This is a genomic window from Marinomonas sp. TI.3.20, from assembly GCF_038155025.1.
In the GTDB taxonomy this organism is placed as follows: domain Bacteria; phylum Pseudomonadota; class Gammaproteobacteria; order Pseudomonadales; family Marinomonadaceae; genus Marinomonas; species Marinomonas flavescens.
In genome coordinates, this window is the sequence record NZ_JBAKAS010000007.1 from 136,923 (window position 1) to 151,743 (window position 14,821).

The following is a 14,821-nucleotide window of genomic DNA, read 5'->3' on the forward strand; positions in this document are numbered from 1 at the left end:
TCATGTTTACTAAAACTAAAATTGCTGTACTCGCTGCTGTAGGCATCGCTCAATTCACAAGCTTTGCTCAAGCTGAAACGGTGTTAAACGTTGCTTCTGCTGGTGGCCAAAATATGGTGGATTACGTAAAAACTTACCTAGCCCCTAAGTTTGAAGCCATGCACCCAGGCGTTAAAGTGAACATCATCGGCACTGGGCCTGGTGATGCAGGTTCGCACAAAATCCTCGAAAAACTGTCAGCACAACAAAGCAGTAATCTGGCTAAATGGGATATTGATGTTGCCGTTGTTCATCAAAAAATTGGCGGCCAAATGGTAAGCGAAGGCCTATTAGCCAAATATCGTTCAGAGATAGACACAGGCAAACTTGTTTCTCGCGACAGTGCTAAAAACGCGCTAGGAACAAATGTAGAAGGCTATGTTATGCCTATGTTTCACAGCCAAACAGCCATCGCGTACAACAGTGACTTTGTTACAACACCGCCAAAGTCTTACGATGAATTAGTCACTTGGACTAAAAAACACCCTAAAGCCTTTGGTTACAACGGCATTAAAAATGGCATGTCTGGCGTCAGCTTTGTTACCGGTTGGATTTACGCTTACGGCACCGACGCTAAAACACTTTCAAGCAAACCTTATAACAAAGACGTTGAGTCAAATTGGGGTGAAGCGTTCGCTAAGTTAAAAGCATTCAATAAAAACATCACCTTTACACCAGGCAATGCTGGCACTTTAGACATGCTAAACCGTGGTGAAATTTTCATGGGACCAGTCTGGGTCGACATGTTCTACAGCTGGAAAGAGCAAGGCAAAATTCCGCCGTCTATGAAGCTTGCTCTGATTGCGCCGGGAATGCCGGGGCAACCAATGTATTATGTCACGCCAACCAAAGCGGCTCATCCAGAACTCGCACGTCAATTTATTGAGCTAGCCACCAGCCCTAAAGTACAAGCAGAAGGCATTGTAAAACGCTTTAACTGGTATCCAGGCATTGATGCGAAATACGTTAAAAGCGAATTGGACAGCGCCACTTGGAATAAATTATTTGCAGAAATCACCCCAGAAGATTTGTCTCAATACGGAAAAAGCTTCCCGATTGCATCCTATTTTGACGATATTAAAGAAGGTTACGAGCGCCAAGTTTCTAACTAATCGCTCCTGACTTAATAGCAATATTTGGAAAATCGAGCTAAGCAAGAAGTAAGGTTTTTATTGCGGTTTAGTTCGATTTTTTCCAATTTAAGATTTATTCAAAGGTCTGCTCTATGCACTTCAAAATATCAAAAAATCTTTGGCTGGTTGCTCCTGCGGCTATTATGGTGGCGATATTATTTTTATATCCTCTGTGTTTTTCACTTTATTCTGCCATCACTTTAGACAACGGCAGTTTCACACTAGAGCACTTACATACTTCCTTTGAGCTCTACTCGAACGACATATTGTTTACGATTTTGATCGTACTCATTTCAGTGATTCTTTTAGCACTGCTTTCTACCATTATTGCAGCGCTCATTGTGCTATCGCCTTTCCGCTCAGTGGTATTAATACTGGGGGTTTTATATCGATTGCCGTTATTTATTCCATTTATCGTCACCGCTCAGATGATGCGTACCTTTCTCGCAAAAAATGGGCTGATGAATAATGCCTTTATAGCATCAGGCTTAATGACACCAATGGACACGGTTTCATTCCTTGGCTGGAGCGGCATTATTATCACTTTTGTCTGGAAGCAACTCGCCTTCTCAACACTACTGATTACCGGTGCCATGTCCGCGTTAGACGAATCTCAAATTCGCGCCGCTCGTAATCTAGGCGCCTCTCGGTTCAAAATATTAACGCAGATAATCCTGCCACAAATTTTCCCTACGCTTGGCGTTGCCATGGTGCTATCAACCGTCACCATGATGTCCGTATTATCGGTTCCACTGATGATAGGCACAGGAACACCCACAATGATAAGTGCAGATATGGCGTTTCGCGTGAATTCCTATGGCGATTACCACGTCGCGAATGCATTAGGCTTGGTGTCGTATGCCATCTGTGCTGGATTGGCTTGGTTCTATCTTCGCCATAGTTTAAAAGATAAAGGGGCAACAGCATGATAAATACACACGTTACGATTCAAAGCATGGTGTTAGAAAAACTAAAAAACATGCCATTAAAATTCAACTTCTGGCTACAGATTTTATTTATCTTGGTCTTTGCTCTTGTGCTGTTTGGCCCAATCGTCAATCTATTGATTTGGACCGTTACTGAGGTGTGGTACTTCCCTCATGCCTTGCCGTCACAGTGGGGATTCAAATATTGGCATCAGGTCTTTAACCCATATAGCAATGTTTCTAGTTCATTATTTACCAGCATTATTATTGCCATATTAACGGTCTGTGTTTGTCTGCTGGTTTCTGTTCCGGCGGGGTACGCCTTATCCAAACGAAGCATGCCATTTAGGGTATTTTGGATGCTGCTATTTTTAATTCCTCAGGCGTTTCCAAATTTAACCGTGTACATGAACATTGCACGACTGTTTTATGAGTTTGGCTTAAATGGCACGTTATTGGGCGTCGTCTTAGTCCACAGTATTCATGGCCTCATGTTTTCTGTTTGGATTAGTGTCGCTGCATTTTCAACAACGGACCCTATGCTGGAACGCGCTTCGCGTAATCTAGGCGCTGGGCCAATTTATACTTTTTTCCATATTATTTTGCCGCAAGCTGCCCCAGGTATTATTGCTAGCTGTATTTTCGTTTTCTTGGAGTCATTGGATGAATTTACGGGGACTTTTTTCGTCGGCGCACCGGACATAAGTACGCTACCGCTATTGCTTTATAGTGCTAGTATGGAAGGAAACTATCAAATAGCGTCTATTACTGCGCTCATTCTCCTAGTGCCGTCGATCTTGTTTATGCTGATCATCAATAAATTTATGAGCCCTGAAATGCTCTCTAAACTTGGCAAGTAAAGCGCTGACTTTGCTCAATATTCCGTTGGTCGAAAATCATTAAGATCGACTCGATCAATGGAATAAATCAGCAAATGGCAAGATTACATCGTGGATAGCAACAAGCTGGTTTCGCTGTTTAATATGCCATCCACTTCGCGCACACGGCGTAGCACGCGATCGAATTCGCCTAGGCTCGTGGTTTGCAATTCGGCGACCAAATCCCACGCACCATTAGTCGAATGCAACTTGACCAGCTCTGGTATACCGCGCAGTTTTTTAATCACTTGTGAGGTTGACTGCCCCGCCACTTCGATCATCATCATGGCACGCACGGTTTCTTTCTCAACTTCTTGGTGAACTCGCACCGTAAAACCCAGAATGACACCGCTGGAGAGCAATCGATCTAGTCGATTTTGCACTGTTGCGCGTGAGACGTTAAGCGTCTCGGCTAAGTAAGAAATAGACGCTCGCCCGTCTTTGCGCAATTCAGAAATTAGGTCTGAATCTAAAGAGTCATAAATATAGGGTTTCATCGTCGCGCTCTTAAAAAAATATGAGGATAAAAACAAAACTGACAATTTGTCAGATCTATCTAGCTATTTGCTAAAAAACTCATCAAATAGTATTAATTTCTGACATATTAAACAACAGCAAGTCTCTTTATTATGGCCTCTCTTCTTTTCTCTGTGCCTGAGGGTCTGTTCATGGCTAATACAATCAGCGATACAATCACCAACACACAATCTCCAGAAGCCATTGTCATGGTGCGCCCTCATTGCTTTATTTCGAACCCAGAAACCATGGCGGACAATGCTTTTCAGTACGCCTGCACATCGAAAAACGCAGCCTTGAGTGCCTACAATGAAGTCTCCACTGCGGTTGCCAGCTTGCAAGAAAAAGGCGTGATCGTGCATGTTTTCGAAGACCAATCCATCCATACTCCCGACTCAGTTTTCCCTAACAACTGGTTCAGTACTCATCACAATGGCACCCTAGTTCAATACCCTATGTACGCCCCCAATCGTCGTAACGAATATCGCCAAGACATCATGGATTTTCTGACGACACACTATGGCTATCACAGCACGGTCAATTTGCGAGGGCATGCTGACCAACAAGAATTTTTAGAAGGGACAGGGTCCATCGTCTTCGACCATCAGAACAATATCGCCTATGCGGCGCGATCCAATCGAACCAGTGAAGGGCTATTTCGACGCATTTGTCGTGATATGGGCTATCAGGCGGTTCTGTTCGATGCAGCAGATGAAAATGGCGTGCCGATTTATCACACCAATGTGATGATGTGCATCAGTGCGCAATTCGTCATGATCGGCATGGATATGGTGGCGGAACAAGATCGACCCGCGCTGTTTAGTCTCTTTCAGCAAAGTGGTTTAACAGTAATTTCGTTGAGCAATCACCAAGTGCGTCATTTCTGCGGTAATGCCATTGAACTGCGCGGTTTAAACGAAAACCTACTCGCGCTTTCTCGCACCGCTTTTGAAGCGCTGACTAGGTCACAAAAAGCCATTATCGAAGCGTCTGTCACCTTGCTGCCACTCGCGATCCCTACTATAGAAAGCGCGGGCGGCTCGGTGCGCTGCATGATCGCTGGCATACATCGTTCTAATTTGGCTGGGTAGAACCAACGCCAACAAATTCATCCCAATAAGGCGACGCCCCGAAGTAGCCGTCTAAAAAATCCACAAAGCATCGTACCTTGCTGGCCAACAATTTGCGGTGAGCATAAAGCGCGTACAAGCCCATCACCTTAGGCTCAAAGTCTAATAAGATGGGGACCAACTGACCTTTTCGAATCGCCTCTCCAGCAATGAAGGTCGGTTGCAACGCTATACCAGCTCCCGCGATAGCGGCTTCAACAAGTACATCGCCATTGTTACTCTGGAACAAGCCGCTTTTTTCAACATTTTTACTACGTAACCAGGGAAAAATAACTTCTCTGTCATCCATCTCCATGTAGCTGTAATGCAAATAACGATGGTGCTTAAGGTCTTCTGGACACATCGGAATGCCGTGCTGCTTAAGGTAATCTGGCGACGCACAAAGAATCACTCGCACCGGAGCGACATATTTAGCCACTAAGGACGAGTTTTTTAGTTCACCGATTCTGAGTACTACATCAAAGCCCTCATCGACCACATCGACCTTACGATCATTAAGCTGTAAATCCAGATCAATGAGCGGGTACTCTTGCTGAAATTTAGCCAATAAAGGCGCTAAGTGCTTAATCGAAAACGACACTGGTGCGCTAATTCGTAAGGTACCTTTGGGGTTCTGATGCAGGCCGCCGAGTTGCTGATCCATCTCATCGACACTGGCTAAAATCTGCTGAGCATGTTGAAAATACTGCATGCCCGCTTCTGTTAAATTGACCCGACGCGTTGTTCGATTAAGCAAACGCACGTTTAACTTGTCTTCTAATTGTGAGACATATTTGCTCACCAGCTGTGGCGATAGTTGCAACAACTCCGCCGCGCGACTAAAACTGCCTTCTGCCACCACAGACACAAAGGCACGCATTGCATCAATCCGATCCATATCAACACCCCACCGACAATGAAATCTATTATCGCCATTTTGTTGTTAATAATTCAACATCATCCCTATTAATAATAAAAAATATTGATAGTAAGATAGCGACATCTTCTAGCAATAGACACTTATTAGACCTTATAAAAACGGAATCCAACATGAGCTTACAACTTTTAAAAAAACTGGTTAGTACCAACAACAGCCTAGCGGCTTTCATTTTACGCGCACCTATCGGCATCATCTTGATGGCACACGGCTCGCAGAAACTGTTCGGCTGGTTTGGTGGCTACGGACTAGAAGGAACAGGTCAATGGATGGCGAGCATTGGTATTGAACCTGGTTATTTGATGGCGTTACTGGCCGGTAGTGCAGAATTTTTTGGTGGTTTGGCGTTACTGATTGGCTTACTCACTCGCCCTGCCGCTATTGTTGTCGCATTTACTATGTTGATCGCTATTTTCAGCGTGCACATCAGCCACGGACTATTCCTTTCGAATGGCGGTTATGAATACGCATTAAGTCTCTTTGTTGTCACCTTTGCAATCGCGATTCAAGGCGCGGGCAGATTATCCATTGATAAAGCGATTCAAGAGAAACTGTCTTAATTATCAGCTTGAAAGTGAATTGAACAACTTGGACTCAGATAACGCTAATTTCTATGTTTTATCTGAGTCTAATACTATGAATTCCCGCCTTACCTCATTCAAACGAAACGCCTACGTTCATTATCCAATGTATCAACCATAACCACGGATAAGCAGCCATGGTTGATACGATCAAGTGAAGCAAAATTTTAGCTTGTTGTTGTTTAGCTCAAAGTTAATTAACTCAAAGCGACTGCAACGTTAAGAACCACTGTTTCTATATCGCTAGATGTGATTATTAATACGTGCCTCTAATTGGATAATTGTTCTCAGGATTACGAATAAATTTTAAGCCCATGATTAGCGAATTAAGATCAGGACGAACAAAAGGAGCGTTCGAGGTATCTATAATTTGTAGTTGTTTCTTTTCATTGATAACAAACAAACCGGGTTCCGCAAAAGGGCTGTCTGTCTCAGCCGCTGATCTTGGGTTGGAGATATACAAACCTAATTCCTGCATCTGCTCTATTGTTAAGCCATAACCAACCGTAAAATCAGGCGTCACGTCTTTCATCTGGCTCTGTGCTTTTTCCAAAGTATCTGACGACACGGCGACAACCCCTACCCCAAGCGCTTCGAATTCAGGCAAAAGACTATTCAATGTATTCAAGTATTGAGTACATAACGGGCAATGTTTGCCACGATAAACAACAACCAACTTCCAATCGAAACCAGACATATCTGCAAGGTCAAGATTTCCGCCGTTCAAATTTGTTACCGTAATATCTGGAAAAACCTGCCCTGCTAGTAATTTTGTATTGCTCATAATGTTTCTCTTTAATTTTGTAATGATCATTATTAAAGTAGATAAAAACCATATCGTCAATAATTTTTTATCAATCACTACAAAACTATAACATTCGCGGTTTAATAAGGAAGAAAGCTCCTCTTTATATCCAATAAATGAAAAAACATACCCCTCCATGCTATGCTTTAGTTCTGTGACAAATGATAATAAATAAAAGCATAAATAGACGACCCCGTTTTCAAGAGCCCATAAATAATGAACAAGAAAAAGACCGGTAGACCTCTTTCATTTGATCGCAATACCGCGCTGCTCGCGGCGATGAATGTTTTTTGGCTGAAAGGTTATGAAGGTGCTTCGATGAAGGATCTAACAAGCGCAATGCAAATTAATAGCCCAAGTCTATACGCCACTTTTGGCGATAAGCATACATTGTATTTAGCCACCATTGATTACTATGCATCAAGCGATGCTTGTAGCCCACTGGTTGCGTTTGAAACACAGCCTGACATTGAATTGGCCGTACAATCTTTCATGGAAGCGGTAATTGATTACAGTACAGACAATAATAGCGGCGCTCGTGGCTGCTTTTTAAGCTCTAGTGTGTCGACAAGTTCAGGGGAAGTAGAAGGCGTTGAGGCATTATTGCAACGCGCTATTAACGATACAGATGCTCGGCTTGCAAGGCGCTTTGAACTCGAAAAAGCCAGAGGCGTCCTACCGGAAAACTTTCCTTCTACTGAACGGGCAAAGCTCATGTTTGACCTTCGCCAAGGTTATGTCTTTCGAGCACGAGCGGGAATGACGCCAGAAAGCATGAAAACAGACATCGCGTTTAGAGTGAAAATGATACTTTCTTAATAAAATGCCGATGCACCAACTGCTATTAACGGGCGTTAGCTAAGTTAATTCAACACAGTTAAACTTATGGATTTAAGGTTTTTCGTTAATCATGGGCTTATCTGTTCGGTCTTTATCTGACCAGAAATTAATATTGAATTGCGCATCATCACTCAACTCAACACGATGCCAATATTGTGGTGGCGTCGTAGCAAATTGCCCTGCTGGGATCACTACTTTTACATTTGGTTCGGTTGCTTCGCTATCAGCAAAGCCATAATACGTAACAACTCCCTCCATGACACATATCTGCCCAAACACACCTTCTGCAGTATTATGGTGCGTTAGTAGCGCTGCAGGCACATTTTCTTTCGTGAAAAATGGTGTAGACCGCTGGATTTTCCAATTAGCTGGGATACGTGGATGACTCATAACATTCCTCAAATTAATAATGATGCTTATTTCACATCTTTAATATGCTCACCATGAACCTGAACTTGCAGCTCAAGTGTCAAACGTCGAATCTCTTCAAGCTGCCCTAACAAGGATTGCAGTTGAGACTGTACAAAATAATGTCGCTCATCGTCGTCGGATGGGCAATCTTCAAGGGTGTTTCTCAGTCGCTCAAATTCTGCCGAACTATCCGTTACTAGCTGTTTTTGCTCAAGACATTGCGCGACTTCTTGCAGGCTTTCTACTATATAGTTACCCGCATCGGCCAATAACTGATTACTCGGTTGTTCGATCAAGGTACCACGGTGGGCACTAAATGCCGCGATGTAATTAAATAAGGTATGGCTACGAATAACCAAGCGCTGCCATAGCTCGGTATCACGACGGAAGTGACCCAGCTCTTGCTGCATGCTCACCAATGTAGAGGTTAACAATGCATCGGCGTTATACGCCCGACGACGACTATGACGATACACCTGCTCGCTGACGTTGTCTTCTTGATAGAAGCGCATCAATTCACGCAAATAATCGGCACTGCGACGTAAGCCTTCTGCGAAGGTCATGGGTAATTGACGATGAGACCAATCCGGTAAGATGAAAAATACCGCTAACCAAGAAATAATACTGCCAATCAAGGTGTCTATTAATCGCGGCCAGATCACATCATAACCATCTGATACCTGATTAAAGCAGCACACCACCATCAAAGTAATAGCCGCTGTTGCCAAGACATAACGATTGTTACGAGATAGGAAGAACACCACACCAGCCGTAACCGCAATCACTAATTGAATAACTTCTACTGGGAATAAAGTGATCAAGGCCCAAGCAGCGATAGATACGTTTGCGTATGAATAAATAATAGCATTCTAATATTTAACTTAAATAGAGACAATTTACACGGTAGATTATCCCTTTATCTGCTCTAAAACCGACCCTATTACGAAATCATTAGCTAGCTAATGACATCAAAACGAATTATTGTTTTACCACCATTCTCTATAGTATTTCTACCGAATCGAGTATTAGCTTCTAACATGCCATTGAGACTACCTGTCATAAAAAAGAACTCACCTTGGTAGCCGCGGCGCACACATTCAACTAACCCTTGCTTTAGAAAAAACTGCTTTTCTGCTAGTAGTTCAGGGGCTGTGGAGCCGTATTTAAACACCTGATCAGAGCTGCTGATGTTGAACTGAAAATCCCCCACAACTGGCTCATCGGCGACAATAATGCCGTAATTAAAAAAGAAATCACAGCCAATATGGCTCAATAGATTTATTTTCTCACGCATAATCTCGATCGCTACTTTAGGCTGGCTTGCCGCTACCACTGCGTCTACCTGTATTTCAGTGTCTGGCACTTGCACTTTATAGCACAGCTCAACTTCAAAGCCGGTCACTTCTGCTAGATTAAACTGCTCACTGTGATTATTGGCTAACTGAAAGTCAAAAATAGGCGAAATAATAAAGGTGTTTTTATCCTCGACAATCTTCCAGCCTTTAATCGTCGCACCCTTTGCTTGTAAACTCGCGATAAGCTCGTCTTGAGCACGGCACATACTTTGGTAATCCTGACTGATGGACTCAAATTGACCATTTTGAAAGTCCCTAAGCATGCCATAATAGGTTTCTCTATTCATCTCACTCATCTCACTCATCTTCACACTACCTATATATTGCTATTAATCACAATTTTCTTGTTTTGCGATTTCGGTATTTAGCCTAATACGATAAATTGAAGTACTAGCCGTTACATATAATGTCATCCCTTGTTTAAAGCGTTTCTCTCGAGCAAAAGTGCAATTTGAGACAGTTTCCGGAACCATTATTTTGCCCAACAAGCTGCCATCATGATGATAAATTTGAATACTGTCTGCTGAAGACGTATATATCCAACCATTCCGATCCACCCGAAAACCATCGGGCAAGCCAGGATTTACCATGGCAAATACTCGGCCATTTTCAAGCTCCTGACCATTCACTACATCAAATACCATAATATGATGACTACCTGAACCGTCTTTACGCAGCGCCGCTGACGTATCGGCAATATAAAGCCGCTGCTCATCAGGCGAAAACGCCAACCCATTTGGCTCTTCCATGGTCATGCAGACCGGCTGTAAGTTGCTTGTTTTTGGGTCAAACCGATAGACATAATTGCCAGCTTGCTCTGACTCGGCCTGATAGCCTTCTGTATCCGACAAAATGCCATAAGGCGGATCTGTAAACCAAATCGAACCGTCAGATTTCACCACCAAATCATTGGGGGAATTGAGTCGTTTTCCTAAGTAACAATCCACTAAGGTAGTGACTTCATGAGTCGCTAGGTCGGTTTTAACAATGCTTCGCCCGCCGTGACTGCAATGCAACAAATGCCCTTCCAAATCAAAGTAATGCCCGTTAGAGAAGTTAGCAGGCTGACGCCAGACCGACATACCTTTCTCCTCATTCCAACTTAAAATTCGGTTATTCGGGATATCACTCCATAACAAAGTTTGTTCATTTTCTAGCCACGCTGGCCCTTCGCTCCAAGTCGCTCCCGTGCAGACTTTTTCTAATACAGAATCCTCGAATAGTATCGTATCCAAACGCGTATCATAACGCTCAATACCTAACGTTTTTACTAATGCATTGGCTGACATAACCGACTCCCTTATCCTCTTACCCTGTCGATAGAATCAGCAGTTTCTTAACACAAAGAAACCACCGATGTTAACTAAATCCAACTATCTCCAAATAGCTTGGTAAGCTTCACGATAATGGTTATCTGGATCGAATACCCCACGTTCACCGCCATCAAATGAAATATTTTTCGGCGTCACAAGGTGTACTGGTGTTGAGAAGCCACTTGGTGGCTGCCCTGAAAAACTGCGATTTAGTTCATCCACAATCTGCCAGCCATGCAAGTTCAACGGTTCTGGAACCGTACCTACTTGAAACATGTTGTTACGAATGCGTGCATACGCTGATTGGCTACCATCTCCTGCGGATAAGTTGCGAGGCAACTTATTCTCAGGTAAACCAGAAGATATCAAAGAAGAACCAATGTAATCAAAATACAAATCGTTGATGCCTAGTGAATAAGTCCATTTTCCGTAATAACGCTGCAATAAAGAAGTTGTTAACTGAGGCATGCGAGTAGAAGTATCAGACAACGGCGTGTCTTCTACTGAAATAAGAGTACATCCTTTACATTCCTTTATAACTTTTGCCATCGCATCGGATTTCGCAATCGCAACGGAATAAGCGGAATCAGTAAAAATAACCACACCCGCTTTACCATTCGAATCTGCTACCGCATATAACGCAGCAATAGAAGCAACATCGTCAGCGTCAGTCGTTATATTCGTATAGATATGTTTAGACGGAATAGGTCCTGGCTTAGGAGCGGCATGCCAACCCACCACCGTAATACCATGATCTGCAGCTGTATCGATACCCGCAGATTGTTCATTCACATCAAAGCCACCCAAAATAATTCCATCAGGCTTTAATGCGATTGCTTGATTAAAAGCAGATGTGCGACCAGATACAGTTCCTTGGCCATCCAACACCCTTACTTTCCAACCAATCGCTTTTGCAGCTTCTTCTACCCCTTTACTTACTCCTAATACACCACCGTTACGCATGTCTGATGCCAAGAACACAATAGTTTTGTTCTGCGTTGCTTTAGGACCTGTGGTTGGACCATCCCACTTAGTGTACGGTGCCGTTGCCGCATTCACTTTGGCTTTGGCCATATCGAGAAAACTGTCTGCTAACACAGGTGTACTCATTACCGCCAAAGACAACGAAATCGACACCATATTGGTTCTAATAAACGAAAAAAATTTATTCATAATAAAACTCCATAACTGTTATTTTTTTTATTTTTGAAGTGGCCTAAATAAGTCTTAACACCTATCCAAAATCACTCATGAATTAGTTTTTGCCTTGCGACGTATTTTTCCTCCTCGGCGTTGCGCATAACCAGCAATACCAATGGAAATAAGTAACGTGGCACCATTGAATAGAGGCTCAATGTAAAACGCACCACCAAGCTGTTGAATACCTGAAATACCCACCGCTAAAATAGCTACACCAACAATAGTTCCCCATACGTTGACGCGTCCAGGACGAATTGTCGTGGAACCTAAGAAAGCCCCAACCAAAGCAGGTAATAAAAACTCCAAGCCAACATTCGCCTGACCAATTCGTAATTTGGCAGCAAGAATCACTCCTGCAAATGCAGTTAACAGACCAGAGGTAACAAATGCTCCTATCACATATTTGCGTGATGGAATGCCATTCAGATCTGCCGCTCGTGGATTCGCACCAATTGCGTATAAGGTACGGCCAATTGGCATATATTCAGTAATCACCCAAAGTACGATAGATATCGCTATGACATAAAATGCAGGCGCAGGTAGCCCTAAAAAAAACGAACTGGAAATCGCATAGAAATTAGGATCTAACATGCCAATTACCTGACGACCACCTGTGTACCAAAGAGCAACAGCGTAAATCACAGTTCCCGTCCCTAATGTAGCGATAAAAGAGTCAATCTTCGCCATTTCAACTAACAAACCATTTAATAAGCCAAAAACCATACCGCATACCAATACGATTCCGACTGACGCTTGCCATGAGAAACCAAACTTAGTTTGCAAACTGATCGCTAAAATATGCCAAAGCACAATGCCGTAGCCAACGGTCAAATCAATCTTACCCGTTAGCATAGGAACCATTGCGGCCAAAGCAAGAATCGCAATAATCGACTTATCACTTAAGATAGATCGAAGGTTTAGTAATGTCGGAAACGTATCCGGCAATAAAACAGAAAATAGCAAAATCAATAATAAGGTTAAAATAGGCAAACCATAAACGGGTAAATGACGACCAAGGTAAGCCAAAATACCCAGTTCTTTTGGAATTCTATTGTCATTGTCTGGCTCTAACGCCGTAGACTTAATTGAAGTACTCATCGCAATTCCCCTTACACTATTATTATTGTTAATCTAATTTTACTGAGTCGATAACGCCTCAGAATCTGCTGATGCAACTTTAAGCATGCTAGCAAAAGTAATCTCTTCATCTGCCAACTCACACACAACCTTCCCCTTACTAAAAACAAAGCAACGATTGCAAATTTTTTCTACTTCTTCAAAATCCGTCGATACAACAATAATGCTAGTGCCAGCCTGCACAGCTTCTTTTAATAAACCGTAAATTTCAGATTTTGCCCCTACGTCAACTCCAGCAGTTGGCTCTTCTAAAATTAATACCGGTTTATTTAAATTAAGCCATCTTGCCATAATAACTTTTTGCTGATTACCACCACTTAGATTCTCGATAATTTCGTCAGGGTTATTAGGACGAACATCAAAACGATCCGTAAGTACTTGAGCGTCTTCATGTTCTTGAGACGGTAAGTTAAACTTAAAAAAAGAAGATTTTTTCAAAAGTGGATTGAGGTGTAGATTTTCTGTGATGGTCATCGACATGGCGAGATTTTCATTACGCTCCCCTGCGACAAATCCGATCCCTGCTTTGATTGCCGCTAGTGGAGAATGTAAATCCAACGCATAACCATTAAGCAAAACTGAACCCGATATCATAGGGTGATCGCCAAACAAAGCGCGTCCTGTTTCTTCTTGTCCACCGCCACGCAAACCAATCAAACCAAGTATTTCACCTTGTTTTAGATTAAACGATACCGGTCCCGCTCGACCCAATTCAAGATTACAAACATCAAGCAGTATCGGTGCTCCAGCTTGAACTTGAAGAGGATGGAAGGCTTTTTGTGCGCTGCCGACAATAAGAGACACAAGCTCGTCTGCATCAATGCTTTGGGTTTCCCTTTGCGCCACTAAATTTCCATCACGCATGACGACCAATCGATCGGAGATTTCCATCACTTCATCAAGGCGGTGTGAGACATAAATCATTCCCACTCCTTTTTCTCTCAAACTGCGAATCACATCAAACAATCGCTTAACGTCCGCCGCAGGCAAACTAGCAGTGGGTTCATCTAGGATTAATACCTTGGCTTTGCAATACACTGCTCTAGCAATTGCCAGTAGAGATTGTTCTGAGCGAGACAGGTTAAAGACACGTGTTTTCGGATGAATGTCCGCATTAACCATAGCCAATGCTTCTGCGGCACGAGCATCAGTGGCTTTCCAGTCTATGCAACCTGCTTTTTTACAATAGCCCATAGACAACGCCATATTCTCTGACACTGTCATCCAATCCACCAAACCAAGATCTTGGTGAATAAATGCTATATTGCCAGAGCTTAATTCTTTTTTATCCAACGACTTACCGCAAAATACAATATCGCCTTCATCTTGATGATAGATGCCTGCTAAGGTTTTGATTAGCGTCGATTTACCCGCACCATTTTCCCCAAGTAAGGCCACAACAGAATGCGGAAATACATCAAAAGACACATCATTGACGGCAGTATTAGCACCAAAACGCTTAGTAACATGCTTAAACTGTAATAACGACTGACTATTACCCTGAACACCTTGTGTATCCATAACTTAATAACCCCCAGTGAATCGCTTCCTCTTTAATTGTTTAGGGAAGTGAGTTTTTATTTTTATTGGTCTGGTAATACGTAACATTATTTGTAAACCCTTTTGTTGCACTTTCATAAA

General features: G+C 42.8%; 16 protein-coding genes. 6 read left to right on the plus strand and 10 right to left on the minus strand.

Annotated features, from left to right (window positions below; translation table 11 throughout):
* The first annotated feature begins 2 nt into the window (after nt 1–2).
* From V6259_RS09415 to V6259_RS09425, 3 genes are all read left to right on the plus strand, one after another.
* The gene (locus tag V6259_RS09415; RefSeq protein ID WP_133010316.1) at nt 3–1,151 is read left to right on the plus strand and encodes an ABC transporter substrate-binding protein; all 1,149 of its coding nucleotides are present in this window, start codon (nt 3–5) and stop codon (nt 1,149–1,151) included.
* Between the two features lie 113 nt (nt 1,152–1,264).
* Entirely contained in the window at nt 1,265–2,101 is an 837-nt protein-coding gene (locus V6259_RS09420; RefSeq protein ID WP_133010315.1) for an ABC transporter permease, read from the plus strand.
* The gene (locus V6259_RS09425; protein WP_240536916.1) at nt 2,098–2,958 is read left to right on the plus strand and encodes an ABC transporter permease; all 861 of its coding nucleotides are present in this window, start codon (nt 2,098–2,100) and stop codon (nt 2,956–2,958) included. The genes V6259_RS09420 and V6259_RS09425 overlap by 4 nt, the downstream gene beginning before the upstream one ends.
* Before the next feature lie 83 nt (nt 2,959–3,041).
* Here the strand turns inward: V6259_RS09425 and V6259_RS09430 are convergent, their stop codons facing one another.
* Nucleotides 3,042–3,473 (minus strand): Lrp/AsnC family transcriptional regulator, encoded by a 432-nt coding sequence (locus V6259_RS09430; RefSeq protein WP_341584324.1) that lies wholly within the window; start codon nt 3,471–3,473, stop codon nt 3,042–3,044.
* Nucleotides 3,474–3,644: 171 nt separating this feature from the next.
* Between V6259_RS09430 and ctlX the strand changes: the two genes are divergently transcribed.
* Nucleotides 3,645–4,583, plus strand: a complete 939-nt coding sequence (gene ctlX, locus V6259_RS09435) for a citrulline utilization hydrolase CtlX (RefSeq protein ID WP_341584325.1) — start codon at nt 3,645–3,647, stop codon at nt 4,581–4,583.
* Here the strand turns inward: ctlX and V6259_RS09440 are convergent.
* On the minus strand, nt 4,567–5,499 hold the full coding sequence (locus V6259_RS09440) for a LysR family transcriptional regulator (RefSeq protein WP_341584326.1): 933 nt from the start codon (nt 5,497–5,499) through the stop codon (nt 4,567–4,569). The genes ctlX and V6259_RS09440 overlap by 17 nt on opposite strands.
* Before the next feature lie 152 nt (nt 5,500–5,651).
* Between V6259_RS09440 and V6259_RS09445 the strand changes: the two genes are divergently transcribed.
* A complete protein-coding gene (locus V6259_RS09445; RefSeq protein WP_341584327.1) occupies nt 5,652–6,098 on the plus strand; it encodes a DoxX family protein in 447 nt (148 codons plus the stop codon).
* Between the two features lie 277 nt (nt 6,099–6,375).
* On the opposite strand, the gene V6259_RS09450 is transcribed toward V6259_RS09445, so the two are convergent.
* Nucleotides 6,376–6,903, minus strand: a complete 528-nt coding sequence (locus V6259_RS09450) for a peroxiredoxin-like family protein (protein ID WP_341584328.1) — start codon at nt 6,901–6,903, stop codon at nt 6,376–6,378.
* A gap of 237 nt (nt 6,904–7,140) precedes the next feature.
* On the opposite strand from V6259_RS09450, the gene V6259_RS09455 reads away from it, so the two are divergent.
* Nucleotides 7,141–7,743 (plus strand): TetR/AcrR family transcriptional regulator, encoded by a 603-nt coding sequence (locus tag V6259_RS09455; RefSeq protein ID WP_341584329.1) that lies wholly within the window; start codon nt 7,141–7,143, stop codon nt 7,741–7,743.
* A 72-nt stretch (nt 7,744–7,815) separates the two neighbouring features.
* Here V6259_RS09455 and V6259_RS09460 read toward each other — a convergent pair whose 3' ends face one another.
* The 7 genes from V6259_RS09460 to V6259_RS09490 all read right to left on the minus strand — a co-directional run bounded on the left by V6259_RS09460 (nt 7,816) and on the right by V6259_RS09490 (nt 14,701).
* Nucleotides 7,816–8,154 carry a DUF1971 domain-containing protein gene (locus V6259_RS09460; protein ID WP_133010307.1) on the minus strand — a complete coding sequence of 113 codons (339 nt, stop codon included), beginning with the start codon at nt 8,152–8,154 and terminating at the stop codon, nt 7,816–7,818.
* A 26-nt stretch (nt 8,155–8,180) separates the two neighbouring features.
* Nucleotides 8,181–9,038, minus strand: coding sequence for an FUSC family protein (locus V6259_RS09465; protein WP_341584361.1), 858 nt, complete (start codon nt 9,036–9,038; stop codon nt 8,181–8,183).
* Between the two features lie 92 nt (nt 9,039–9,130).
* Nucleotides 9,131–9,835, minus strand: a complete 705-nt coding sequence (locus tag V6259_RS09470; RefSeq protein WP_341584330.1) for a hypothetical protein — start codon at nt 9,833–9,835, stop codon at nt 9,131–9,133.
* A 24-nt stretch (nt 9,836–9,859) separates the two neighbouring features.
* Nucleotides 9,860–10,819: an SMP-30/gluconolactonase/LRE family protein gene (locus V6259_RS09475; protein ID WP_341584331.1), complete on the minus strand. Its 960-nt coding sequence runs from the start codon at nt 10,817–10,819 to the stop codon at nt 9,860–9,862.
* A gap of 84 nt (nt 10,820–10,903) precedes the next feature.
* Nucleotides 10,904–12,016, minus strand: a complete 1,113-nt coding sequence (locus V6259_RS09480; RefSeq protein WP_341584332.1) for an ABC transporter substrate-binding protein — start codon at nt 12,014–12,016, stop codon at nt 10,904–10,906.
* 75 nt (nt 12,017–12,091) lie between these two features.
* Complete coding sequence (locus V6259_RS09485) at nt 12,092–13,141, minus strand: ABC transporter permease (RefSeq protein WP_341584333.1); 1,050 nt, start codon at nt 13,139–13,141, stop codon at nt 12,092–12,094.
* A gap of 39 nt (nt 13,142–13,180) precedes the next feature.
* Nucleotides 13,181–14,701: a sugar ABC transporter ATP-binding protein gene (locus tag V6259_RS09490; protein WP_341584334.1), complete on the minus strand. Its 1,521-nt coding sequence runs from the start codon at nt 14,699–14,701 to the stop codon at nt 13,181–13,183.
* Nucleotides 14,702–14,821 lie beyond the last annotated feature (120 nt).

What these genes read in the sequence shown, in the direction of transcription:
- V6259_RS09470 (WP_341584330.1), bottom strand. Translation starts at nt 9,835, where the DNA reads ATGAGTGAGATGAGTGAGATGAATAGAGAAACCTATTATGGCATGCTT.
- V6259_RS09425 (WP_240536916.1), top strand. Translation starts at nt 2,098, where the DNA reads ATGATAAATACACACGTTACGATTCAAAGCATGGTGTTAGAAAAACTA.
- V6259_RS09490 (WP_341584334.1), bottom strand. Translation starts at nt 14,701, where the DNA reads ATGGATACACAAGGTGTTCAGGGTAATAGTCAGTCGTTATTACAGTTT.
- V6259_RS09475 (WP_341584331.1), bottom strand. Translation starts at nt 10,819, where the DNA reads ATGTCAGCCAATGCATTAGTAAAAACGTTAGGTATTGAGCGTTATGAT.
- V6259_RS09445 (WP_341584327.1), top strand. Translation starts at nt 5,652, where the DNA reads ATGAGCTTACAACTTTTAAAAAAACTGGTTAGTACCAACAACAGCCTA.
- V6259_RS09420 (WP_133010315.1), top strand. Translation starts at nt 1,265, where the DNA reads ATGCACTTCAAAATATCAAAAAATCTTTGGCTGGTTGCTCCTGCGGCT.
- V6259_RS09485 (WP_341584333.1), bottom strand. Translation starts at nt 13,141, where the DNA reads ATGAGTACTTCAATTAAGTCTACGGCGTTAGAGCCAGACAATGACAAT.
- V6259_RS09455 (WP_341584329.1), top strand. Translation starts at nt 7,141, where the DNA reads ATGAACAAGAAAAAGACCGGTAGACCTCTTTCATTTGATCGCAATACC.
- V6259_RS09480 (WP_341584332.1), bottom strand. Translation starts at nt 12,016, where the DNA reads ATGAATAAATTTTTTTCGTTTATTAGAACCAATATGGTGTCGATTTCG.
- V6259_RS09430 (WP_341584324.1), bottom strand. Translation starts at nt 3,473, where the DNA reads ATGAAACCCTATATTTATGACTCTTTAGATTCAGACCTAATTTCTGAA.
- V6259_RS09440 (WP_341584326.1), bottom strand. Translation starts at nt 5,499, where the DNA reads ATGGATCGGATTGATGCAATGCGTGCCTTTGTGTCTGTGGTGGCAGAA.
- V6259_RS09460 (WP_133010307.1), bottom strand. Translation starts at nt 8,154, where the DNA reads ATGAGTCATCCACGTATCCCAGCTAATTGGAAAATCCAGCGGTCTACA.
- V6259_RS09415 (WP_133010316.1), top strand. Translation starts at nt 3, where the DNA reads ATGTTTACTAAAACTAAAATTGCTGTACTCGCTGCTGTAGGCATCGCT.
- V6259_RS09450 (WP_341584328.1), bottom strand. Translation starts at nt 6,903, where the DNA reads ATGAGCAATACAAAATTACTAGCAGGGCAGGTTTTTCCAGATATTACG.
- ctlX (WP_341584325.1), top strand. Translation starts at nt 3,645, where the DNA reads ATGGCTAATACAATCAGCGATACAATCACCAACACACAATCTCCAGAA.